The following is a 23023-nucleotide window of genomic DNA, read 5'->3' as shown; positions in this document are numbered from 1 at the left end:
ACTAAAAACGTACTTTTAGCAGAATAAATAATAGCTTTTGGCCGCATTAAAAACCTTTTTTAAAGATACAGTAATCTATGGTTTAGCAACAGTTTTACCGAGATTGATGAACTTTATTTTGGTGCCACTTCACACAAACACATTAGAAACAACTAGTTATTCTGACAACACAACGTTCTACATTTACGCAGCTTTTTTTAATGTGTTGTTGACTTACGGAATGGAAACAGCATTCTTTAGGTTTTTCAGTAAAAGTGAAGAAAAAAACAAAGTGTTTTCCACAACCCTAATTAGTTTGTCTATAACAGCAATTTTATTTTTTATTGTTGTGTTTAGTTTTAATGAACAGTTAGCCTCGTTGGTAAATTTGAATCAAAACTATTTTAAGTTACTAATTGGAGTTTTAGTTTTGGACACACTTGTAGTAGCTCCGTTTGCTTATTTAAGGGCAACAGGAAGACCAATTAAGTTTGCAGCAATTAAACTCTCCAACATAGCTATTTATGTACTGCTAAATTTCTTTTTTCTTTGGGCAATTCCAAAGTTTGGATTTCAGTTTTTTGATTTTGATAATAACGATTTAGTTAAATACATATTTATCGCTAACCTTGTCGCGAGTATAGCGACTTTATTGTTATTGTCACCGTATTTTTTTAAAACAAAACTTCAATTCGATTTTTCAATTTTAAGACAATTACTAAACTATGGTTGGCCAATAATGGTTGCAGGTTTAGCTTATGTCATTAATGAAAATTTTGACAAGTGGTTACTTCCAGAAATGCTAGGTAAAGATATTAATGGTGCTTATAGTGGTTGCTATAAAATAGCCGTTTTTATGACTATTTTTATTCAGGGATTTAGACTGGGAGCCGAACCATTTTTCTTTAATCATTCAAAAGAAGAAAATGCTAAAAGTACTTATGCAACCATCATGAAATACTTTGTAATCTTCGGAAGTTTTATGTTGATATTTATAGTGGCTTATCTTGATATTATAAAAGAGTTATTAGTAAAAGACTCAAGTTACTGGATTGCAATAGACATTGTTCCAATAGTACTTCTGGCAAATCTATGTTTAGGCATTTATTTTAATCTGGCAATTTGGTATAAGTTAACAGATAGGACACGATATGGTATGTATCTGTCTATTGCTGGCGCAATAATTACAATAGCTTTTAACTACATTATGATTCCTAAAATAGGGTTTATGGCTTCGGCATGGGCAACGCTAGCTGCTTATGGATTTATGATGCTCTTGTCTTATTTTTTAGGACAAAAATTTTACCCAGTTCCTTACAATTTGAAAAAGATAGGATTCTATTTAATTCTAGCTATTTTGTTTTCTGCTTTAATATTGAAAACCAAAAATAACTATTACCTAAACACTGCTTTGGTTTTAGTATTTTTGATTATTGTAGGCTTTTCTGAAAAGAATCAAATCAAACAACTCTTAAGTAGGCAGTAGAAACACATGATTAAATTCTTCAATAAAATACGCAAGCAGCTTCTAAATGATAACCAGACAGGTCGTTATTTAAAGTATGCTGTTGGCGAGATTATTTTAGTGATGATTGGTATTCTGTTGGCGCTTCAAGTGAGTAACTGGAACAACAAGCGTGAATTGAAAAAAGAGGAATTAAAAGTACTAAAAAGCCTTTTTAAAGAGTTTAATGAAAACCTTAATAATTTTGATAGAGCCTATAAATTTCATTTAAATCGTAAAAAAGCGATTGAAACTATGATGGCTTCTAACCCAAGAGAATTATCTTTGGACAGCTTAAGAAGCTTGAATCGTAACGTTAATAATAACTTCACATTTGATCCATTTCAAGGCATCTACAATTCAGTTATTAATTCGGGAAAAATTGAGTTGATTTCCAATGATTCGTTAAAACTGAAAATTGCCAGATTTCAAGATTTATTAAACGATTATAAAGAAGAAGAAACGAACGTTATGTTGTTTACTCAAAGTAATTTATACCCCTTTCAAACAGGAAATTTAAAGATTAATTTTAGCATTTCTTACAACACTAAAAAAAATTCTAATGATGATCTAATGGAATTTAAACAAAGTCTAATTGAATTAATTGAATCGGATAAATATGAAAATCTACTGGTTTATGTTTATGGTTATATGGATGGTATTTTTATTGAAGGACCAATTTTAAGAGATGAAATGGTATCAATTATGAATTTATTACAATCAGAAATAGAAAAATATGAAAATTAAAATAATCAATAAATCCAATCACGAGTTACCGCATTATGAAACCATTGCTTCTGCAGGAATGGACTTGCGAGCCAATCTCTCGGAACCTAGAGTTCTGAAACCACTTGAAAGAAGTATTGTTGGTACTGGGCTGTTTATAGAATTGCCCGTTGGTATTGAAGCACAGGTTAGACCGCGCAGCGGATTAGCGGCAAAAAAGGGCATTACAGTTTTAAATGCACCAGGCACCATAGATGCTGATTATAGAGGTGAAGTAGGTGTTATACTGGTTAATTTATCTAATGAAGATTTTGTCATAAATAATGGTGAGCGCATTGCCCAATTGGTAATTGCCAAACACGAACGGGCAGAATGGCAAGAAGTTGAGAATTTATCCGAAACAGCGCGAGGAGAAGGCGGTTTTGGTAGTACAGGAACAAAATAAAATAAACAAAATCATGAAAATTATAGTACCCATGGCAGGACGAGGATCTAGATTAAGACCTCATAGTTTAACCGTTCCAAAACCGTTAATTCCTGTTGCAGGTGAACCAATTGTTCACAGATTGGTAAAAGACATAGCTAAAGTTATTAATCAACCCATTGAAGAGATTGCCTTTGTTTTAGGGGATCCCGCTTTTTTTGGCGATGATGTTGTGGAAAGTCTCAACAATTTGGCCAAATCCCTTGGCGCAAAGCCTACAATTTATAGACAAGATCAACCTTTAGGTACAGGTCATGCCATTATGTGCGCTAAAGAGTCGTTGTCAGGCCCTGCAGTTATTGCGTATGCCGATACATTGATAAGAGCGGATTTTAATCTTGATGAAGATGCTGATGCTGTAATTTGGGTTAAACAAGTTGATAAGCCAGAAGCTTACGGTGTTGTTAATCTAAATGATAAAAATGAAATAACCGAATTGGTCGAAAAACCAAAATTCTTCGTGAGTGATTTGGCAGTTATAGGTATATACTACTTTAAGGATGTTGGCGTTTTAAAGAATGAATTGCAACATGTTTTGGACAACAATATTGTTAATGGTGGCGAATATCAAATAAATGACGGTATTAAAGGCATGATGGCAAAAGGGAAGATTTTTAAAACAGGTCAGGTTGATGAATGGATGGATTGCGGAAACAAAGCAGTTACTATTGAGACCAATGCCAGAATGCTTGGATTCTTACATGAAGACAATGAAGCGTTAATAGATGCTAGCTTAAGAATTGAAAATTCTAAAATTGTACAGCCTTGCTATATTGGCAAGAATGTTGTTTTAAAGGATTCAACCATTGGGCCATTTGTATCAATAGGTGATGACACAGTTGTTGAATCTTCAACCGTTAAAAATAGCTTAATTCAAAGCCACACAACAATTAAAAATGCTAATTTAGACGAAGCCATGATTGGAAATCATGTACAATTTGATGGTAACTTTTCGAAAGTTAGTATTGGTGATTATTCTGTTTTGGAATAAATTTTGAATTGTTGTTCTTAAATATGAAGAATAACCTCATATATGAAACGTAAAACCTACATCTTTATCTTTTTCCTAGGGCTTTTATTGGTCCCACAAATACAATTTGCCCAAATTGACTATAACAAAACACCTGATGACGACCTAGGTGAAGTAGAGGACCGAGAGCAGGAGTATTTTTTTGAAGCATTAAAACAAAAAGGTATTGAAAATTATGACCGAGCTGTCAATGCGTTGTTAAAATGCATAGAGATAGACGATTCACAATCTGTCTTTTACTACGAGCTTGGCAAAAACTATAATAAGTTAAAGAATTTTGGAGAAGCAGAAGACGCCTTAAAAAAAGCAGTTAAAATGGAGCCAGGTAATGAATGGTATCTGGATGAGTTGTACGATATATATGCCCAACAAGATGATTATGATAATGCCATAAAAACGGTAAAACAACTGGTTAAGTACCATCCTGACTACAAAGAAGACTTGGCGACCTTGTATGTGAAAACAAAAAAGTATGATGAAGCGTTAGAGGTTTTAGATGAAATGGATGCAGAATTAGGCCTTTCAATGACAAGGGATATTATAAGAAATCAAATTTATGAAGCTACCGGTAGGAAAAAAGAACAGATTGAAAATCTGGAGGACCGTGTAGAGGATAATCCCGATGAAGAATCAAATTATTTGGCTTTAATTTATAGATATAGTGAAAATGACGAAAAGGAAAAAGCCTTTGAAACAGCCAAAAAATTATTGGAAATAAAGCCAAACTCCCAATTAGTACATTTGGCACTTTATAAGTTTTATTTAGATGATCAGGATGCTGAAAAAGCCATAGAATCCATGAAGATTGTTCTTAAAAGTTCACGAATAAGACCAGATGCAAAAATGATGGTATTGGCCGATTTTGTAAAATTTGTTTCTGAAAACCCCGAATATGAAGATGACCTCGTAGAAACGACTACCATTATAACAGATGACAATAATGGGACATCCTATTTGGAAGTAGCCCAATACTTTCTTAAAAAAGAAGAGAAGGATAAAGCCCTTGATTATTACCAAAAAGCACTAAAATTGGATGGTGATAACTTTGGTATTTTACGAAATGTGCTGCTGCTTCATTTGGATTTGAAGAATTACACAGAAGCTGAATCCATGAGCCGTGAAACATTGGAAAAATTCCCATCGCAGCCATTGTTTTATCTGATTCAGGGTGTTGCCTTAAATGAATTAAAAAAACCAAAGGAAGCTTTGGAAGCTTTAGAAACAGGATTAGATTATATCATCGAAGATCCAGAAATGGAAGCGGATTTTTACCAACAAATCAGTATAGCATATACGCAACTTAACAATACTGTTAAAGCAAAAACGTTTAGTGATAAAGCAAAACAATTAGAATCCTCAAATTAATGAACATGCGTATTAATATTGCTAGTGCTTTTTTAGTCTTTTTTATGGTGTTATTAGGATGCAAGTCTTCTAAAGGATTGACTAGTGGTGAAAAAAACCTCGGATTGTCATCAAAAGAAGTTATAAAGGCTAATGCAAAAAAATCGGCTAATTTTAAAACGCTTCAGTCCAAAGTAAAAGTAGTTTACACGCAAGAGAACAAATCGCAATCACATACCGTAACCTTAAGAATGCTGAAAGATGAGGTGATTTGGATAAATTCCGCATTGAATTTAATTCGAGCTAAAATCACGCCAAATAAAGTTAGTTTTTATAACAAATTGGATAATACCTATTTTGATGGAGACTACAGTTATTTAAGTGATATATTGGGCACCGAATTAGATTTTAAAAAATTGCAAAATTTGTTGCTTGGGAATGCTATATTTGAGTTGGACAAGGCTACTTATGATATGTCCATTCATAATGATGCCTATTTGTTTCAACCTAAAAACCAATTAAGTCTTTTTGAATTGTTTTACATCATCAACCCATCTCATTTCAAAATGGATTCTCAACAATTGTCACAAGCTACAGAATCCCGTTTTTTGGAAATAGATTATTTAAACTATCAAGAAGTCAATAAACAAAGCTTACCCGAAAACATGAAAATAATTGTACTGGAAGGGAATGAGGAAACTATTATAGAAATAGCGTATAAATCGGTTAATTTGAATGAAGATTTACGTTATCCCTTTAAAATTCCCTCGGGTTTTGATGAAATAATTCTTAAGTAATTTATGCGGACATCCAAAACACATATTCTTTTTTTGGTCATTTTTGGTTTAATGACGTCACTTTGTTTTTCACAAAGCAAAAAGCAATTGGAACTGGAAGAAAGACGAAATGAATTGCGTAATGAAATTAAACAAATCAATGAATTGCTTTTTAAAGATAAGAATAAGAAAAAGTCACAAACCACGCTCATAGAGGACTTAAACTACCGAGTTAGTGTGCGAAAGAATTTAATATTGGTTACCAATCAGCAGGCCAATTTACTTACTCGCGAAATCAATGACAATCAAAATAAGATAACCGAATTACGCGATGAATTGGCAACACTCAAGGATAACTATGCTAAAATGATTGTCAAATCCTATAAGAGTAAAAGTGAACAAAGTAGAGTCATGTTCTTGTTGTCTTCCACCAATTTCAAGCAAGCGTATAAACGCATTCAGTACTTAAACCAGTATGCCAATTACCAAAAAGAACAAGGTGAAGCCATAAAGATTAAAACAGCTGAACTACAAGAGATCAATAAAGATTTATTGCGTCAAAAAGACGATAAGCAAAAACTTATTGAGGAGAACCGAGTAGCACAACGGGAGTTAGAGAAAGAACTGGGGCAGCAGCGTGAATTAATGGTGGCCATCAATAAGAATTTAAGTAACTATACAGCACAAATACGAGACAAACAACGTGAAGCCGACAAAATTGATCGTGAAATAGAGAAAATTATCCGTGAAGCCATTGCTGCCTCTAACAAAAAAGCGGGTAAAGCAACAACCGCCTCAAGTGGCTTTGCGTTGACACCAGAGGCCAAAGCATTAGCTAAAGACTTTGTGTCCAATAAAGGCAAATTACTGTGGCCCGTAGAAAAAGGTGTGGTCAAGGTTCGATATGGAAAGCAACCGCATCCAGTAGTAAAAAATGTGACCATTCAAAGTAATGGTGTACGTATTGCCACAGAGAAAAATGCGGATGTTCGGGCTATTTTTAATGGTGAAGTTATGCGAATAATAACCTCCAAAAATGGTAACCCGACGGTCTTAATTCAGCATGGTAATTACATTACAGCCTATTCCAATATGGCAAAAATCTATGTCAAAAAAGGAGATAAGGTTTCTACCAAAGAAACGATTGGGCAAGTATTCACTAATCCAACAAATGGTGAAACCATCTTAAATTTTTCAATTTTTAAGGAAACCAAAACGGTTAATCCAGCTGAATGGATTTACAAAATGTAAAAATTCTATTCAAAAAGCGCTTTCAATTCCGTTGCATCTTTAGGCTTCATTTTGCCTGCCAGAACCAAACTCAATTGTTTTCGTCTTAAAGCCGCCGCAAAACGCTCTTTTTCCAAATCAGTTTCAGGTGTAATTTCGGGAATTTCAACAGGTCGTCCTGTTTCATCCACAGCTACAAACGTGTAAATGGCTTCATTAGCTTTAGTGCGTAATCCAGATTCGCGATCTTCAGTCCAAACATCCAAAAAGACTTCCATAGAGGTTTTAAAAGCACGGGATACTTTGGCTTCAACCGTTACAACACTTCCTAAAGGCACAGAACGATTAAACGCCACATGGTTAACAGATGCAGTCACCACAATTCGTCTGCTATGTCTTCTGGCTGCAATACTGGCACAACGATCCATTCTAGCCAAAAGTTCACCTCCAAATAAATTATTTAAAGGATTGGTCTCACTTGGTAAAACCAAGTCAGTCATAATGGTTTTAGTTTGCTCGGGAGTTTTTGCTGTCATCATCCTCTGTTTTAATGAAGTGCAAAGGTACGTTGAAAAAGGGATATGAAAACAGCAATAATGTTATAATAATGCTAATTAAAGGCTAGTCAAGTTTCTTTACTAAAAGCCAAGCATCTGAATTGTGGGTGCGTTTAATAGTTCGCAAGGCCTCTAAAGCTTCCAAACGATCTTCATAGCTAGCGTAAACTACTTCGTGTAAGCCATATTTGTTGACGCCTATTTTTCGAGCCTTAAAACCTTGTTCTTTTAATTGGCTTACTTTCTTGTCACTGTTTTCTTCAATTCTAAATGCACCAGCTATGATGTGGTAATTACCTGATTGTTTAGTAACGTTGAGCGTAACAGCAGGCAGTGGGTTGTCAATAACAAAGGTGGCTTCTTGGATTTTATGCTCTAATTGCTCATTGGCTTGTTCTTGTGCCAATTGATTGTGCTCGTTGATATTATCAACATAAAATTTTGATGCTCCTAGACCGCCAATGGTTAAGGCAATGAGTGCTACCGCAGCATATTTTAAGTAAGGACGCTTGGTATTTGAGCTTGTATAATTACGTCGTTCAGGAGTTACAGCAATTGGAACAACTTTTTCGATTTCTTCAACGGTTTCTTTGTACGCTTCACGCTTGACATCTTCAGATACAAATTGAGATAAACCAAAGGCATCTGTTAAATAGTTTAAATGATATGACGGCTCAAAAAGTATTTTGCCTTCTTGGTTTAATGCAAGACTGCCAATATTGTGAAAATCGACCGTTTCGCCCTCAATTAAAAAGGATTTTAAATACTTAACACGTTTTTGAACTTTTTTGGTTGCTTCTTCGTATGGTATTTTTTCAACATCAGCAATATAATGGGCCAAAAGACCATCGTTTTTTTGAATTTGTTCATTAAACGAAAGGATTTTTTTTGGCGGATAAAACGTATGTGTAGATTCGTGAATTGTTGCTGAAACTCTACGGGTCAAAAACGATCCGAAATCAGGAATAGTCACACATTCGTATCGGTATAGTAAATCGCTTATGTAAGGCTCTAATTGCATTAAAACAAAGTTAAAAAATTTTAAAGGCGGACAAAATTAGGTTCAGACTATTTATTAACATCTTAAAATTTCTTTTCTTGTATGATCAAAACCAAATTTTTTAAAAATGACTGATACAGAACTCATTCATATTCTGGCTTTACAGCATGTACCTAACATTGGTGATATTACTGCTAAAAAGCTGATTAATCATTGTGGTTCTGTTGAAGCTATTTTTAAAGAAAAAAGGCAAAATCTATTAAAAATTGACGGTATTGGAACGGTTGTTATAAGCGATCTTTTTAACAAGGAGCATTTTGCTGCAGCTGAAGATGAGTTATTGTTTATCAAAGACAATGACATCTCTTGTCTTTATTTTACAGATCACGAATACCCTGAACGATTAAAGCATTGCATTGACAGTCCTATTTTAATGTTTCAATCTGGAAATATTGATTTGAAAAACCAACATGTAATCAGTATTGTAGGCACACGTAAAATAACCAATTCTGGAATTGATTTCTGTAATAAATTGGTCGAGGATTTATCTGTTTTTAATCCAATTATAGTGTCTGGTTTTGCCTATGGAACAGATATTACAGCCCAAAAAGCAGCTCTAAAACATAATTTGCAGACTATTGGTTGTTTGGCACATGGATTGAACCAGATATATCCCAAAGCTCATAAAAAATACGTTACTGATATTGAAAAGCACGGAGGGTTTTTTACCGACTTTTGGAGTAGTGATGCCTTTGACAAGAATAATTTTTTAAAACGTAACCGCATCATTGCTGGCTTAAGTGAAGCAACCATCGTAATCGAATCAGCAGAAAAAGGAGGTAGTTTGGTTACGGCGGATATTGCGAATTCTTACAATCGCGATGTGTTTGCTGTTCCTGGGCGCACAACTGATAAGCAAAGCGTAGGGTGTAATAATTTGATTAAATTTCAAAAAGCTCACTTATTATCAAGCCCATTGGATATTCCATATATGTTGAACTGGGAATTGGATAGTAAGGAGAAAACTCCTGTTCAAAAGCAATTGTTTGTTGAATTGACGGATGAAGAAAAGGTCATTTATAATTATTTAAAAAACGATAAACAACAATTGGACATCATTGCACTCGAATGTAGGTTGCCTATTTTTAAGGTAGCCAGCTTGTTGCTAAATATGGAACTAAACGGTGTTGTTAGACCCTTACCAGGAAAGTATTTTGAGGTAATTTAATACCCAACCTTTTCGCGCACTCGGTTTAGAACATCATCAGCCACAAGCTTTGCTTTTTGAGCACCAACTTGTAAAGCCTTATCTATTTCATTGAGATTTGCCATGTAATGATTATAGCGTTTGCGAGGTTCAGCAAATTTTTCAATAATTAATTCAAAAAGGGCCTGTTTGGCATGGCCATAGCCATAACCACCTGCTTCGTAATTGGCTTTCATTTTTGCAACATCTTCAACAGAAGCTAGAATGCTGTATAGCGCAAAACAATTACAGGTTCTCCAATCTTTAGGATCTTCTAAAGGCGTGCTATCTGTCATTATAGACATGATTTGTTTCCGTAGCTTCTTGTCATCTAAAAAGATATTGATGATGTTTCCACGACTTTTACTCATCTTTTCACCATCAGTACCCGGAATGAGCATGGTGTTTTCCTGAAGTTTTTCTTCCGGTAAAACAAAAGCTTCTCCCATTTTAGCATGGAAACGAGTAGCAACATCACGAGTCATTTCAATGTGTTGTACCTGGTCTTTTCCAACAGGAATGATTTCGGCATCATACAGTAAAATATCTGCAGCCATCAACATTGGATACATAAATAATCCTGAATTTACATCATCTAAACGATCTGCTTTATCTTTAAAACCATGAGCAAGCATAAGTCGTTTATAGGGAAAAAAACAGTCTAAATACCATGCCAGCTCTGTTACTTGAGGAATATCACTTTGTCTGTAAAACACGGTTTTATCAATATCTAAACCAAAAGCTAACCAGGTAGCAGCAACCGAATAGGTATTGTGTCGTAATTCTTCGGCATTTTTAATTTGCGTTAACGTGTGTAGATTGGCAATAAACAAAAATGAATCATTTTCAGGATTATTCGCCATATCAATTGCAGGCATAATAGCCCCTAAAATATTTCCTAAATGTGGAGTGCCTGTACTTTGTATTCCTGTTAAAATTCTAGCCATAGATATTTAATGCCATAGCAGCATGTTTTGTTATAGATTAAACCTAAAGCAAAGGTAATTTTTTTAGTATAATAGCTCAATTTATTTAAGTAGTTTTGAACCTTATGATTGTATTCAAGTATCTATTCTGGATTTTATATCGTATTTGGTTCTATATTTTAGTGGCGTTACCCATAATTTTTTTGTTTCCATTATTATTCATTTCGATACTTAAAGAGTCATGGTATCCATTCTTTTTCAAACTTGCGCGATTTTGGGCTTATTTTATTTTAATAGGAATGGGATTCAAAATTAGTATCAAGCAAGAGCAAAAAACACAAAAGAATGCAAGTTATATGTTTGTTGCCAATCATACTTCTATGGCCGATATCATGTTGATGCTTGTGGTTACCAAAAACCCTTTTGTTTTTGTAGGTAAAAAAGAATTGGCCAAGATTCCACTTTTTGGATTTTTTTACAAACGCACTTGCATTTTAGTAGACAGAAGTTCAGAAAAAAGCAGAAAAGCGGTTTTTTTGAGAGCTCAAAGACGCTTAAAACAAGGGTTAAGTATCTGTATTTTCCCTGAAGGAGGTGTGCCAGATGAGTCCATTATTTTAGATGATTTTAAAGATGGTGCTTTTAGGTTGGCTATCAACCATCAAATTTCCATAGTACCCTTTATCTTTTTGGATAACAAACAACGCTTTTCTTATTCTTTCTTTAGCGGAGGACCTGGTAAAATGCGCGTTATTGGAAAAGAGTTTATTGAAACTAAAGGTCTTAAAATAGAAGACACTAAAAGGTTAAATTCTCAAGTGAGAACTATTATACTTAATACCTTGCAAAAGGGCTATAAATAAAAAACTGCTCTTGGCACAGAGCAGTTTTTTGTTCATCATTGCTTTTTCAAAGAGCGTTGAAAAAACAACCAATCTAACCAACTAAAAAACTAAAATTTATAACTAAATCCAGTATAAACACCTATAATGTAAGGTCTAAAATTACCAGAAGTATTTTCAAATCCATTTAATTGATATTTGAAGGTTGGCTCCAAATTAAATTTAAATGCTTCAGAAAATTTATAGTTGATACCAATACCTAAATTGGTACTAAAACTCATATTGTTCACATTATTGGCTTCCCCAATGTAGGTGTTATATTCTTCAAATTCAGAATAGACCTCGTTACCATCTAAAAAGAAGGTACTAACGCCTCCAATAATATTTAATCCAAAACGATTATTAACAAGTTTATATTCCAATTCAAGCGGCACTTCATAATAACTCAATCTTTGGCTTATAGCAGCATTATATAAAACACCACTTATTTGCTGAACCCCTAGATTATTGGCGCTAAAGGCATTTAACGTTTGATTTTGAGGTGTTAAGTCAATATTCCGAAGCGGGTTAATAGGATTTCCTGTATTGACATCAGGTGTCTCGTAGAGGATAACATTATCCGTATCATAGCTTAAATTGAGCGAATTAATACCAGATCTTACAGATAGTTTTTTACTTAAGGCATAACTAACATTTACACCATAACTCATATTTACTTCACCACTTTTAGAGTTTGAGACAAACTGCTCATCAATATGCGACCCTTTCCCAAGAGAATTGTAGTAAACAGGCGCAACATTTGCTGCAACTTGCCACCTGTTTACCAATTCTTCTTTTTCTTCTTCTTTTTCACTAATGTTGTCTAATTGAGCAATTTCTTCCTCAATAGAAGGCAGTTCGCCAGTTGCAAGCGAATCGCCAACTTTTTGATTGTCCTCTTTTTCTTTTTCATTATGAGGGGTGTCGTCTTTCATAGCATTGAGAGCGACAGCTTCTTGAGTTTTTTCCGTTTCCAAAGCCTTATCAACGGCATTTGTATCCAACTTTGGATTTGAGTTAGATTGAACAACTGCGGAATTGACTGTATTTGGATTGGAAGAAACGGGATTATCTTTAGTTGAATCTAATGAATTTCGGTCATTAGATTTTGATGGGTTGTTGTAAGATACTTTATCTTGAGTAGGGTTCTTAGTATTATCGCCTTCTTGATCTTTGGCGGAATTTGTAGCTACTGAATTTCTATTTGATTTCTCTAATTGGGAAGAGTTTAATCGGATAGTATTATTATTAACAGAACCGGAAATGTTATTTTTCTGACTTTCGCTTGTACTTTCCCCTGATTCAACATGAGCAACTTTAGACTTTGGTTCTAAAACAGCGTTAGGGTCGTTGGTTTTTAAATGAGAATCATTTGTTTCAGGAGCTTGATTAGGGCCTGCAGTAGTGCTGGTAATATGTTCTTCTGAAGTTGAGTTTTCAGAACTACTTTTGGTCAATTCACCTTCAGAATTCGCAGTAGCTACTGATGGTTCAAAATTATTTTCAACAGAAGAGTTTGAAGACGTGTTTACGCCATCATGAGTGCTTTTGGAATCATTTCCAAATGTGTCTAGAGCATTGGTGTCTACAGTATTTTGTTGAGGCAGGGCAGTTGAGTCATTGCCATTAAACACCCAAGTGCCAACGGTGAAAAGTATGGCCAATAAGGCAGCGATACCAACTAAACGGAGCCATATTGGAAGAACTTTTTTAGGATCTTCCTCTTCTACCTTCAATTGACTTTGAATATTGTTCCAAAGTTTAGGATTGGGAGAAGCCTCAAAGTCTTTTAGCTTTTCCTGAAAAATTCTATCGATATGTTTTTTATCACTCATTACAATGATTGCGAGTTTAAGCTCGCTTTGTATATTTCAATTTTTTCAATTAATAATTTCCGGGCTCTTGCTAGATTGGATTTTGATGTTCCCATAGTTATATCCAGCAAATCAGATATTTCTTTATGCGAATAACCATCGAGTGCATACAAGTTAAATACCAATCTATATCGGTCAGGTAACTCTTGAATAATTCTCAAGAGAAACTCGATAGTTAAATCATCATCTTCTATATCCAGCTCGACATCTTCAATTAACTCTTCATTAACTATTTCAAAAACACCTTGATTTCTATAACGCTGCAACGCAGTATTTATAGTAATCCGTTTTAACCAACCTTCAAAAGAACCTTTGTTATCATATTGACCAATCTTCTTAAAAATGGTCAAAAAAGCGTCCTGCAGATTATCTTCTGCTTCCGCATAGTTTCTTGAGTACTTTAAGCATACCGAAAACAATTTACTCGAAAAGAGTTGATATAGTTCACTTTGTGCTTTAGTATCATTTTTACTACAATTTATGATGAGTTGTTTTAAACTCACATGACATGTATATTAATTAAACAATTCTTCTAATCTATGACAGGAACTTCCACAACCAAATATTGGTCTTCACCGTTATCATCTTTTCCTTGCCAAAACTTAAAAACATATAAGTTTTCGGTTGTTGCTTTAAACGATATTGTCACTTCCTTAAGCTCGTTAAGTTCATAACAAGAATCAGGGCCATTAAAAAATGCTTCAATAATGGCGACGGTTCTTTCATTTAAATGACTTTCAAAGAGAATATCATTAAACACATGACAAGATGTTGGTCGCAAATAAGAAAGCCTTATTTCATATACCTCATTTCTTTCAAATTCAGTTGGCATGATTACATTTTCAATAGGTAAAAACTCATACGTAGCGATATCGGAATCATCACTTAAACTACATGAGATCATCATTAAAGAAAGTATAAAAACAACAAGTTTTTTCATTGCAAGACTAAGGTTTTAATTTACATGTCTACCCTATAGATGCAAAAAGTGCAAAAAGGTTGCGTCAAAAAACAAAAAAAATCCCAAATTTTTGGGATTTTTTTGATTATGAGGTCTTTAAAGCCTCCCGAATTTTACTTTCAAGCTCATCCATAAGCTCCGGATTGTCTTTTATGAGGGCTTTTACAGCATCCCGTCCTTGACCAAGCTTTGTTTCGTCATAACTAAACCAAGAACCACTTTTTTTAACAATTTCAAGATCAACGGCAATATCCAATATTTCACCAACTTTGGAAACACCTTCACCGTACATGATATCAAATTCGGCTGTTTTAAATGGTGGTGCTACTTTGTTTTTTACAATTTTCACTCGTGTTTTATTGCCAGTTACATTGCCATCAGTCTCTTTAATTTGAGTAGAACGTCTGATGTCTATTCTAACAGAGGCATAAAATTTAAGAGCATTTCCACCAGTAGTCGTTTCGGGGTTCCCAAACATGACACCAATTTTTTCTCGCAATTGGTTAATGAAAATAACTGTACAATTGGTTTTGCTGATAGAAGCAGTTAGCTTTCTTAAGGCTTGCGACATTAATCTAGCATGTAATCCCATTTTGGAATCGCCCATTTCACCTTCAATTTCACTTTTAGGGGTTAGGGCAGCCACAGAGTCAATAACCACAATATCAATTGCTCCAGATCGAATTAAATTATCGGCAATTTCCAATGCTTGTTCGCCGTTATCAGGTTGTGAAATAATTAAGTTGTCTATATCAACACCTAATTTTTCAGCATAAAACCTATCGAATGCATGCTCGGCATCAATGAAGGCAGCTATACCACCACCTTTTTGAGCTTCGGCAATAGCATGAAGTGTTAATGTGGTTTTACCAGAAGATTCCGGACCATAAATTTCTATAACACGTCCCCTTGGATAACCGCCTACACCAAGTGCAATATCTAAACCTAAAGAACCAGAAGGGATAGCATCCACATCAACCACTGCCTGATCACTCATTTTCATTACTGTTCCTTTTCCATAGGCCTTGTCTAGCTTGTCTAAAGTTAGCTTTAACGCTTTTAGTTTTGCATCTTTTTCGCTGCTCATTTGTTGTTGTTTTTTTAATTTGATAGGTCAGCTAAATTACGATAAGTTTTAATTTTTTCAATAATCTGACGCAACCTTTTTGCACTTTTTGCATCTACTATATAAAGTGGGAAACTTTTGCTATGAAATCAATCGTATTTTATGCGATTAATTTTGTCTGCTCTTTTTAACATGTAAAAAATAGTACAGATGAAATTTATTAAGAAAACTTTAATTAACAAGGCATTAGGCGTTTCAGTGGTTGTATTTATAAACAGCAGCTGTAAAGCCGATGGAGGTTAGCTCTTATTATGTTTTTTGATTTAGAAGAATGAAAAAATATTAATAACGAGTTAGTCTACTAAAGGCGTTCTGAAATCAGGGCGCTTTTTTTATGAATTATCTTTAAAAGTTGAATTAATATTAAATATGTACTTTTGCCCATAAATAAATCTTTAACCTTAAAATTAGTATAGCATGCAACTGTACAATAACTTAAGCGCTAAAGAAAGAGCATCTTTAATTGAGCAAGCGGGAAAGGACCGCTTGACTATCTCTTTCTATAAATACGCTAAAATTAAAAACCCTGAACTTTTTAGAAATCACATGTTCCTGGCTTGGGATAAATTGGATGTGCTTGGTAGAATTTATATTGCTACTGAAGGAATCAATGCACAATTATCAGTTCCAGCCGAAAACTTTAATAGTTTCAAGGAGCATTTAGACACCATTTCATTTTTGGAGAATGTACGATTGAATATTGCTATTGAGCATGACAATTATGCCTTTTTAAAGTTGAAGGTCAAGGTTCGCGATAAAATTGTGGCCGATGGTCTAAATGATGATACATTTGATGTGACCAACAAAGGCATTCATGTCGGGGCTGAACAATTTAACGAACTCATTGAAGACCCAAATGTGGTTTTGGTTGATATGCGTAATCACTATGAAAGTGAAATAGGCCACTTTAAAAATGCCGTTACACCTGATGTGGATACCTTTAGAGAATCATTGGATATTATTGAAGAAGATTTGCGAGAACATAAAGAGGATAAAAAGTTGGTTATGTATTGCACTGGTGGTATACGTTGTGAAAAAGCAAGTGCTTATTATAAGCATAAAGGATTTAAAAATGTCTATCAATTAGAGGGAGGCATCATCAATTATACGCGCCAGGTTGATGAACAAGGGTTGGAAAACAAATTTATTGGAAAAAACTTTGTTTTTGATCAAAGACGCTCTGAACGTATTTCAGATGATATCATTGCACAGTGCCATCAGTGTGGCGAACCAGCCGATTTACACACAAATTGTGCAAACGAAGCCTGTCATTTGCTATTTATTCAATGCGATAGCTGCAAAGAAAAAATGGAAAACTGTTGCTCCACGAATTGTATGGAAATTAACCGATTGCCTTATGAAGAGCAAAAAGCTTTACGTAAAGGCCAAGGGAACAGTAATGATATTTTCAAGAAAGGACGCGCTGACCATTTACCTTTTAAAAAAGATTTGAGAAACATCTTTGAGGTATTAGACAAAAAGAGCTAAATGGATATTTATAAGCTGTTACAGTTAAATAGAAAAATAAAAAGCCACAGAATTAAGTTTCTGGGGCTTTTTCTATTACATAAACTGAACAAGCGATATTTAGCTGTAAACCTTGATCCTGTTATGGCCTGTAATCTGCGCTGCAAAATGTGCTATTTTACGGATGCAGATTATGTGAAAACCTTAAAAGGGCAGTTTCAGGAAGAAGATTTGAATCAAGTAGCTAAAACTATTTTCAACAGAGCTTTGAAGCTTCAAATAGGATGCGGTACAGAACCCACCTTATATAAAAATTTAGAGCAGGTAATTGCTTTGGGCAAAACTTATAAAGTGCCATACATATCATTGACTACCAATGCTAATTTGTTGGATGAAGCAAAAATTGAAAACTTGATTAAGGCAGGGTTAAATGAGTTTACGATATCCTTGCATGGCGTGACAAAAGAAAGTTATGAAAGCTTTATGAAAAAAGCGAGTTATGAAAAGTTTCATAATGCATTTAAGGCATTTCAAAAGCTTAAGTCACAATACAGTTTCAAGGTGCGCATTAATTACACATTCAACAAGGATAATTTCTACGAACTTCAGGATTTCTTTAAGCATTTTGATGGTGAAAGCTTTGACATTCTCCAAATCAGGCCCATTCAAAAAATTGGTAATACCGAGTATCATGATTTTGATTTAGATTCACTGCGCCAAGATTATCCTTCATTAATTCAAGAAATAAGAGAAAGTTGTCAGAAAAACAATATCACCCTCTTGGCACCAGACCATATTCCTAATAAAAAAGCACTAAACGATTCTAGCTTAATATTTGACTATACCTTTTGCTACGTCTCTCCTCAAAAATTCTGGAAAGAAGGATTTAATTGGAAAGAGGAAACTTTCAATGATTTTTCAAAGAAAATAGGTTGGAGCAACACCCTTTTTTCAAATATTTTTAAATCAAAAGATGCCCTAAAGACCTTGTCCAACAGACTGAATTATGAAATAGAATTCAATTAACCTTTTGCGTTTTAAAGTCTTTAGAATAATCTTATCTTTACGTTTTAAATTTCAATATTAATTATCTTCTGAACGTAATTGTTCAGAATCTATATATACCAAAAATGTATGGCTTGTGGAACGTGTGCAACGGGGAAAGATGGTCAACCCAAAGGATGTAAGAACAATGGAACATGCGGAACGGATAGTTGTAATAAACTAACAGTTTTTGATTGGTTGGCTAATATGTCACTGCCGGATGGAATAGAACCTTTCGATTGGGTCGAGGTCCGTTTTAAAAATGGCAGAAAACAATATTATAAAAATACTGAAAACCTTACGTTAAGTATTGGTGATGTCGTTGCAACGCAAGCCGAATATGGCCATGATGTAGGTATGGTAACCCTTACCGGTGAATTAGTACGTGTTCAAATGAAGCGTAAAAAATTATCTGAAGACGATCCGGAAGCTCTGAAAATTTATCGTAAGGCCTCTCAAAAGGACATTAACATTTGGTCTGATGCAAGGGACCGAGAAGAGCCTATGAAAGTCAAAGCCAGACAATTTGCCATTGACCTAAAACTTCAAATGAAGATATCGGACATTGAATTTCAAGGGGATGCCAGCAAGGCTACGTTCTATTATACGGCTGAAGATCGTGTGGATTTCAGAGAACTAATCAAACTTTTTGCAAAAGAGTTCAAAACCAGAATTGAAATGCGTCAGGTTGGTTTTCGTCAGGAGGCATCTAGGCTGGGAGGTATTGGTTCCTGCGGACGTGAATTATGTTGTTCAACTTGGCTAACAGATTTTCGTTCGGTTAGTACTTCGGCCGCAAGATACCAGCAGCTGTCATTAAATCCATTAAAATTGGCTGGTCAATGTGGTAAACTAAAATGCTGTTTAAACTACGAATTGGATACCTATTTAGATGCGCTTAAAGATTTTCCTAGAACAGAAATTAAACTTCAAACTGAAAAAGGAGTTGCTGTTTGTCAAAAAACAGATATTTTTAAAGGACACATGTGGTATGCTTATGAGGGCGAGTGGATGAATTGGCATAAAATCACAACCGATCAGGCCAATGAAATAATAGCTCTGAACAAGCAAAAAAAGAAAGTAACTAGCCTCGAGGAATATGCTTCAGATTTAATAGAAAATACTAAAACAGAATTTGAAAACGTTGTTGGTCAAGATAGTTTAACACGTTTTGATAGTCCAAAACATCATAACAAACGTAAAAATAAAAGGAGCAATAAAAGAAGACACAAACCTCAAAGCAAGAAAAATAATGCGAAATAAGATAATATTTGGTTTATTATGCCTTTTGGTGGTGCTTTCTTGTGATTCTAATCGGGTTTATGATGTTTATAAATCATTGCCAAATAAATGGCACAAAGATTCTGTGGTCAGTTTTAAAATGAATCCTCCAGACACCATTAATCCGTACAATTTATTTGTTAATTTAAGAAACAATAACGATTACCAGTTTAGTAATTTATATTTGATTGTCGAGATGAATTTTCCTCATGGTAGAACAATCAAGGATACCCTGCAATATAAAATGGCAGAACCGAATGGTGAGTTGCTAGGAACAGGTTTTACTGATGTGAAAGAAAACAAACTTTGGTATAAGGAAGGTGTTGTTTTTAATGAAGCAGGTCAGTACACTATTAAAATCCAACAGGCAATGCGCGAAAATGGTAAGGTAAATGGCGTGGATAATTTACAAGGTATAACGGACGTTGGTTTTAGAATTGAAAAACCATTAGAGTAATAATTTATGGCTAAAAAGAAACAAACAAATCAAACACAAGATTTCAAGGCTTATGTACGTTGGTTTTGGATATTATTTCTTTTGGGAATTTCATTTGTGGTATTATTATTTTTATTGGCATCATGGGGTGCATTTGGGAAATTACCTGATTATTCCGTTTTAGAGAACCCTAAAACTAACTTGGCCACAGAAATCATTTCTTCTGATGGGAAAACCCTTGGAAAGTTTTACTTTAATGATAACCGAACACCAGTAGGGTATGATGAACTTCCTAAACACCTGGTAGATGCATTAATTGCCACTGAAGACGCCCGTTTTCATGAACATTCTGGTATAGATGCTAGAGGAACACTTCGAGCATTTGCTTTTTTAGGAAAAAAAGGAGGAGCAAGTACCATTTCCCAACAGTTGGCAAGACAATTGTTTATTGGGGCTAGAGATAAAGAGAATACAACGAATGCTTTACTGCAAAAAATTAAGGAATGGGTTTTGGCGATACGCTTGGAGCGTCAATATACCAAAGAGGAAATCATAACGATGTATTTTAACATCTATGACTTTGGTAATTATGCTGATGGTATTCGTTCGGCTGCTAGTATCTATTTTAATAAAGAACCTCATGAATTAGACATCAAAGAATCGGCAATGTTGGTAGGGATGTTCAAAAATTCATCACTATATAATCCAAGAGAACATCGTAATCCAGTAGGTACTCGAAACAGAAGAAATGTAGTGCTCTATCAGATGGAGAAGTATGACTATATTTCAGAAGAAACCAAAGACTCTCTTCAAGCTTTGGAATTAGGCTTGCGTTATACACCGCAATCACATAGAGATGGTATTGCAACTTATTTTAGAGCATATTTAGATGGATTCATGAAAGATTGGATTAAGAATAATCCAAAACCCGACGGTGAAAAATACAATTTGTACGGTGATGGGTTAAAAGTTTATACAACTATTGACTCCCGTATGCAGCAATATGCAGAAGATGCTGTGCAGCAACACATGCCACGATTGCAAGCAGAATTTGATCATCAAAATACACCAGACCGAAACCCAACAGCACCATTTCTGGAATTAAGCAACAGTGAAATAGATGCCTTGATGAAACGCGGAATGCGTCAATCTGAACGTTGGAGACACATGAAATATGATTTAAAAAAATCGAACGAAGAAATTATTGCTTCTTTTGACAAGGCTATACCGATGACTATTTTTTCATGGAAAGGCGAGATAGATACCATTATGAAGCCTATAGATTCCATGCGTTATTATAAATCATTTTTGCACCCTGGCATGATGTCCATGGACCCTCAAACAGGCCATGTGAAAGCTTGGGTAGGAGGTATGAATTACAAGCATTTTCAATACGATCATGTTAATCAAGGAAAACGACAAGTTGGTTCTACCTTTAAGCCTTTTGTATATGCAACAGCTATTGATCAGTTGCATCTATCGCCCTGTTATAAAATGCCACGTTCTCAAATCACCATAGAGGCTGGTCGACATGGTGCATTAGAGGCTTGGACGCCTTCAAATGATGATGGAAATTATGGCGGTGAATTAACGCTTAAAGCCGCATTGGCAAGCTCTGTAAATACCATTTCAGCGCGATTAATGGATAAAGTTGGGCCACAACTGGTTATTGATTTAGTTGAAAAGTTAGGTGTGGAATCTAATATACCTCCAGTACCTTCTATTGCGCTGGGAACACCTGATTTAAGCGTTTACGAAATGGTTGCAGCCTATGCAACATTTGCCAATCAAGGCGTTTATACCAAACCGGTTATGGTAACTCATATTGAAGATAAGAATGGCACCATATTATATCAGTTTACTCCGCAGTCACGTGATGTGATTAGTGAGGAAACGGCTTATGTTACTGTAAAGCTGATGGAAGGCGTTACAACAGGAGGTTCAGGTATACGATTAAGAACTAAAGGAGCAGATTCTTATCGAGCTGATTATCGTGAGGTAGTTACAGGCTATCCTTATGAGTTTAAAAACCCAATTGCAGGTAAAACAGGAACTACACAAAACCAAAGTGACGGGTGGTTTATGGGTATGGTTCCTAATTTGGTGACAGGTGTTTGGGTAGGTGCTGAAGATCGTGCGGCACATTTTAAATCCATAACTTATGGACAAGGTGCCGCTATGGCATTACCCATTTGGGCCGTGTACATGAAAGCATGTTATGCTGATGACACACTTAATGTTTCTAAAGATGATTTTGAAATACCAAAAGAGTTAACAATTGAGGTCGATTGTGAAGTCTATGATCAGGAAAGCAACGATACGTTGCCAGGTGAAGAAGTCCCTGATGAACTGGATTTTTAATCTTGAATAAAATATATAAAAACCAAAGCCATTCACTTCCGAATGGCTTTTTTATTTTGTATTTTCCCGCAGCAAAAAATAAAAAAAATGATTAATAAACAAGTCTCGGGTGTGCAAGAAGCCATAGCTGGTGTTTCTGACGATATGACCTGCATGTTTGGTGGTTTTGGATTAAGCGGTATACCTGAAAATGCCATAGGAGCTTTAGTCAAGTCTGGTGTCAAGGGATTGACCTGTATATCCAATAATGCTGGTGTTGATGATTTTGGTTTGGGCCTATTACTACAACAACATCAAATTAAGAAAATGGTATCATCTTATGTTGGTGAAAATGATGAATTTGAACGTCAAATGTTAAGTGGTGAATTGGATGTTGAGCTTATTCCCCAGGGCACATTAGCCGAGCGCTGTCGAGCAGCTCAAGCAGGATTTCCAGCAATTTACACTCCAGCAGGTTATGGCACCGAAGTGGCTGAAGGGAAAGAGACCAGAGAATTTGATGGAAAAATGTACGTATTGGAGCATGCCTTTAAAGCGGATTTTGCTTTTGTGAAAGCTTGGAAAGGTGATGCGGCTGGAAACTTGATTTTTAAGGGAACAGCCAGAAACTTTAATCCTAATATGTGTGGAGCTGCGAAGATTACGGTCGCCGAGGTAGAAGAATTAGTTCCAATTGGGGAATTGGATCCTAATCAAATCCATATTCCAGGAATTTTTGTTCAACGTATTTTTCAAGGAGAAAGATATGAGAAACGTATTGAGCAACGTACAGTAAGAAAAAGAGATTAAT

Annotated in this window: 22 protein-coding genes; 15 read left to right on the top strand and 7 right to left on the bottom strand. The window is 35.0% G+C overall.

Features of this window, described 5'->3' with window-relative positions:
• Window positions 1-37: 37 nt before the first annotated feature.
• The 7 genes from ACKXGU_RS08340 to ACKXGU_RS08310 are packed head-to-tail and all read left to right on the top strand — an operon-like array spanning window position 38 to window position 7094.
• Window positions 38-1465 carry an oligosaccharide flippase family protein gene (locus ACKXGU_RS08340; protein WP_463464886.1) on the top strand — a complete coding sequence of 476 codons (1428 nt, stop codon included), beginning with the start codon at window positions 38-40 and terminating at the stop codon, window positions 1463-1465.
• A gap of 6 nt (window positions 1466-1471) precedes the next feature.
• A complete protein-coding gene (locus ACKXGU_RS08335) occupies window positions 1472-2230 on the top strand; it encodes a DUF6090 family protein (protein WP_463464885.1) in 759 nt (252 codons plus the stop codon).
• Window positions 2220-2654, top strand: coding sequence for a dUTP diphosphatase (gene dut, locus ACKXGU_RS08330; protein WP_463464884.1), 435 nt, complete (start codon window positions 2220-2222; stop codon window positions 2652-2654). The genes ACKXGU_RS08335 and dut overlap by 11 nt, the downstream gene beginning before the upstream one ends.
• Window positions 2655-2667: 13 nt before the next feature.
• Entirely contained in the window at window positions 2668-3684 is a 1017-nt protein-coding gene (locus ACKXGU_RS08325; RefSeq protein ID WP_463464883.1) for a sugar phosphate nucleotidyltransferase, read from the top strand.
• Window positions 3685-3726: 42 nt separating this feature from the next.
• Window positions 3727-5088, top strand: coding sequence for a tetratricopeptide repeat protein (locus ACKXGU_RS08320; protein ID WP_463464882.1), 1362 nt, complete (start codon window positions 3727-3729; stop codon window positions 5086-5088).
• 5 nt (window positions 5089-5093) lie between these two features.
• Window positions 5094-5864: a lipoprotein insertase outer membrane protein LolB1 gene (gene lolB1 / locus ACKXGU_RS08315; protein ID WP_463464881.1), complete on the top strand. Its 771-nt coding sequence runs from the start codon at window positions 5094-5096 to the stop codon at window positions 5862-5864.
• A 51-nt stretch (window positions 5865-5915) separates the two neighbouring features.
• Window positions 5916-7094, top strand: coding sequence for a murein hydrolase activator EnvC family protein (locus ACKXGU_RS08310; protein WP_463464880.1), 1179 nt, complete (start codon window positions 5916-5918; stop codon window positions 7092-7094).
• 5 nt (window positions 7095-7099) lie between these two features.
• Here ACKXGU_RS08310 and ACKXGU_RS08305 read toward each other — a convergent pair whose 3' ends face one another.
• Together ACKXGU_RS08305 and ACKXGU_RS08300 are read right to left on the bottom strand one after the other, a co-directional pair.
• A complete protein-coding gene (locus ACKXGU_RS08305; protein ID WP_463467419.1) occupies window positions 7100-7609 on the bottom strand; it encodes an acyl-CoA thioesterase in 510 nt (169 codons plus the stop codon).
• A gap of 85 nt (window positions 7610-7694) precedes the next feature.
• Window positions 7695-8651, bottom strand: a complete 957-nt coding sequence (locus ACKXGU_RS08300) for an HU domain-containing protein (protein WP_463464879.1) — start codon at window positions 8649-8651, stop codon at window positions 7695-7697.
• A gap of 106 nt (window positions 8652-8757) precedes the next feature.
• Between ACKXGU_RS08300 and dprA the strand changes: the two genes are divergently transcribed.
• The gene (dprA, locus tag ACKXGU_RS08295; RefSeq protein WP_463464878.1) at window positions 8758-9858 is read left to right on the top strand and encodes a DNA-processing protein DprA; all 1101 of its coding nucleotides are present in this window, start codon (window positions 8758-8760) and stop codon (window positions 9856-9858) included.
• On the opposite strand, the gene trpS is transcribed toward dprA, so the two are convergent.
• Complete coding sequence (gene trpS, locus ACKXGU_RS08290) at window positions 9855-10823, bottom strand: tryptophan--tRNA ligase (protein WP_463464877.1); 969 nt, start codon at window positions 10821-10823, stop codon at window positions 9855-9857. The two genes, dprA and trpS, sit on opposite strands and share 4 nt — an antisense overlap.
• Before the next feature lie 104 nt (window positions 10824-10927).
• Here trpS and ACKXGU_RS08285 point away from each other — a divergent pair, with 104 nt between their 5' ends.
• Window positions 10928-11665 (top strand): lysophospholipid acyltransferase family protein, encoded by a 738-nt coding sequence (locus tag ACKXGU_RS08285; protein ID WP_463464876.1) that lies wholly within the window; start codon window positions 10928-10930, stop codon window positions 11663-11665.
• 89 nt (window positions 11666-11754) lie between these two features.
• On the opposite strand, the gene ACKXGU_RS08280 is transcribed toward ACKXGU_RS08285, so the two are convergent.
• From ACKXGU_RS08280 to recA, 4 genes are all read right to left on the bottom strand, one after another.
• Window positions 11755-13518, bottom strand: coding sequence for a hypothetical protein (locus ACKXGU_RS08280; protein ID WP_463464875.1), 1764 nt, complete (start codon window positions 13516-13518; stop codon window positions 11755-11757).
• Window positions 13518-14060 (bottom strand): RNA polymerase sigma factor, encoded by a 543-nt coding sequence (locus tag ACKXGU_RS08275; protein WP_463464874.1) that lies wholly within the window; start codon window positions 14058-14060, stop codon window positions 13518-13520. Before ACKXGU_RS08275 ends, ACKXGU_RS08280 begins: the two co-directional genes overlap by 1 nt.
• 29 nt (window positions 14061-14089) lie before the next feature.
• The gene (locus ACKXGU_RS08270) at window positions 14090-14497 is read right to left on the bottom strand and encodes a hypothetical protein (protein ID WP_463464873.1); all 408 of its coding nucleotides are present in this window, start codon (window positions 14495-14497) and stop codon (window positions 14090-14092) included.
• A 106-nt stretch (window positions 14498-14603) separates the two neighbouring features.
• The gene (gene recA / locus ACKXGU_RS08265; protein WP_463464872.1) at window positions 14604-15605 is read right to left on the bottom strand and encodes a recombinase RecA; all 1002 of its coding nucleotides are present in this window, start codon (window positions 15603-15605) and stop codon (window positions 14604-14606) included.
• A gap of 456 nt (window positions 15606-16061) precedes the next feature.
• Here recA and trhO point away from each other — a divergent pair, with 456 nt between their 5' ends.
• From trhO to ACKXGU_RS08235, 6 genes are all read left to right on the top strand, one after another.
• Complete coding sequence (gene trhO / locus ACKXGU_RS08260; RefSeq protein WP_463464871.1) at window positions 16062-17132, top strand: oxygen-dependent tRNA uridine(34) hydroxylase TrhO; 1071 nt, start codon at window positions 16062-16064, stop codon at window positions 17130-17132.
• The gene (locus ACKXGU_RS08255) at window positions 17133-18137 is read left to right on the top strand and encodes a radical SAM protein (RefSeq protein WP_463464870.1); all 1005 of its coding nucleotides are present in this window, start codon (window positions 17133-17135) and stop codon (window positions 18135-18137) included. It begins immediately after the preceding gene.
• Between the two features lie 108 nt (window positions 18138-18245).
• Window positions 18246-19418 (top strand): PSP1 domain-containing protein, encoded by a 1173-nt coding sequence (locus ACKXGU_RS08250; protein WP_463464869.1) that lies wholly within the window; start codon window positions 18246-18248, stop codon window positions 19416-19418.
• Window positions 19408-19893 (top strand): gliding motility lipoprotein GldH, encoded by a 486-nt coding sequence (locus tag ACKXGU_RS08245; protein ID WP_463464868.1) that lies wholly within the window; start codon window positions 19408-19410, stop codon window positions 19891-19893. The genes ACKXGU_RS08250 and ACKXGU_RS08245 overlap by 11 nt, the downstream gene beginning before the upstream one ends.
• 6 nt (window positions 19894-19899) lie before the next feature.
• Window positions 19900-22233 carry a penicillin-binding protein 1A gene (locus tag ACKXGU_RS08240; protein ID WP_463464867.1) on the top strand — a complete coding sequence of 778 codons (2334 nt, stop codon included), beginning with the start codon at window positions 19900-19902 and terminating at the stop codon, window positions 22231-22233.
• Window positions 22234-22320: 87 nt separating this feature from the next.
• On the top strand, window positions 22321-23022 hold the full coding sequence (locus ACKXGU_RS08235; protein ID WP_463464866.1) for a CoA transferase subunit A: 702 nt from the start codon (window positions 22321-22323) through the stop codon (window positions 23020-23022).
• The last annotated feature ends 1 nt before the right edge of the window (window position 23023 follow it).

The organism is Hanstruepera sp. CR43 (assembly GCF_055227665.1).
Note: the sequence above shows the minus strand (reverse complement) of the source record. Positions and strands in the feature narration are given on the sequence as shown.

What these genes read in the sequence shown, in the direction of transcription:
- ACKXGU_RS08235 (WP_463464866.1), top strand. Translation starts at nt 22,321, where the DNA reads ATGATTAATAAACAAGTCTCGGGTGTGCAAGAAGCCATAGCTGGTGTT.
- ACKXGU_RS08310 (WP_463464880.1), top strand. Translation starts at nt 5,916, where the DNA reads ATGACGTCACTTTGTTTTTCACAAAGCAAAAAGCAATTGGAACTGGAA.
- ACKXGU_RS08240 (WP_463464867.1), top strand. Translation starts at nt 19,900, where the DNA reads ATGGCTAAAAAGAAACAAACAAATCAAACACAAGATTTCAAGGCTTAT.
- dut (WP_463464884.1), top strand. Translation starts at nt 2,220, where the DNA reads ATGAAAATTAAAATAATCAATAAATCCAATCACGAGTTACCGCATTAT.
- ACKXGU_RS08280 (WP_463464875.1), bottom strand. Translation starts at nt 13,518, where the DNA reads ATGAGTGATAAAAAACATATCGATAGAATTTTTCAGGAAAAGCTAAAA.
- ACKXGU_RS08320 (WP_463464882.1), top strand. Translation starts at nt 3,727, where the DNA reads ATGAAACGTAAAACCTACATCTTTATCTTTTTCCTAGGGCTTTTATTG.
- trhO (WP_463464871.1), top strand. Translation starts at nt 16,062, where the DNA reads ATGCAACTGTACAATAACTTAAGCGCTAAAGAAAGAGCATCTTTAATT.
- ACKXGU_RS08250 (WP_463464869.1), top strand. Translation starts at nt 18,246, where the DNA reads ATGGCTTGTGGAACGTGTGCAACGGGGAAAGATGGTCAACCCAAAGGA.
- recA (WP_463464872.1), bottom strand. Translation starts at nt 15,605, where the DNA reads ATGAGCAGCGAAAAAGATGCAAAACTAAAAGCGTTAAAGCTAACTTTA.
- ACKXGU_RS08285 (WP_463464876.1), top strand. Translation starts at nt 10,928, where the DNA reads ATGATTGTATTCAAGTATCTATTCTGGATTTTATATCGTATTTGGTTC.
- ACKXGU_RS08255 (WP_463464870.1), top strand. Translation starts at nt 17,133, where the DNA reads ATGGATATTTATAAGCTGTTACAGTTAAATAGAAAAATAAAAAGCCAC.
- ACKXGU_RS08335 (WP_463464885.1), top strand. Translation starts at nt 1,472, where the DNA reads ATGATTAAATTCTTCAATAAAATACGCAAGCAGCTTCTAAATGATAAC.
- dprA (WP_463464878.1), top strand. Translation starts at nt 8,758, where the DNA reads ATGACTGATACAGAACTCATTCATATTCTGGCTTTACAGCATGTACCT.
- ACKXGU_RS08325 (WP_463464883.1), top strand. Translation starts at nt 2,668, where the DNA reads ATGAAAATTATAGTACCCATGGCAGGACGAGGATCTAGATTAAGACCT.
- ACKXGU_RS08245 (WP_463464868.1), top strand. Translation starts at nt 19,408, where the DNA reads ATGCGAAATAAGATAATATTTGGTTTATTATGCCTTTTGGTGGTGCTT.
- ACKXGU_RS08270 (WP_463464873.1), bottom strand. Translation starts at nt 14,497, where the DNA reads ATGAAAAAACTTGTTGTTTTTATACTTTCTTTAATGATGATCTCATGT.
- trpS (WP_463464877.1), bottom strand. Translation starts at nt 10,823, where the DNA reads ATGGCTAGAATTTTAACAGGAATACAAAGTACAGGCACTCCACATTTA.
- ACKXGU_RS08305 (WP_463467419.1), bottom strand. Translation starts at nt 7,609, where the DNA reads ATGACAGCAAAAACTCCCGAGCAAACTAAAACCATTATGACTGACTTG.
- lolB1 (WP_463464881.1), top strand. Translation starts at nt 5,094, where the DNA reads ATGCGTATTAATATTGCTAGTGCTTTTTTAGTCTTTTTTATGGTGTTA.
- ACKXGU_RS08300 (WP_463464879.1), bottom strand. Translation starts at nt 8,651, where the DNA reads ATGCAATTAGAGCCTTACATAAGCGATTTACTATACCGATACGAATGT.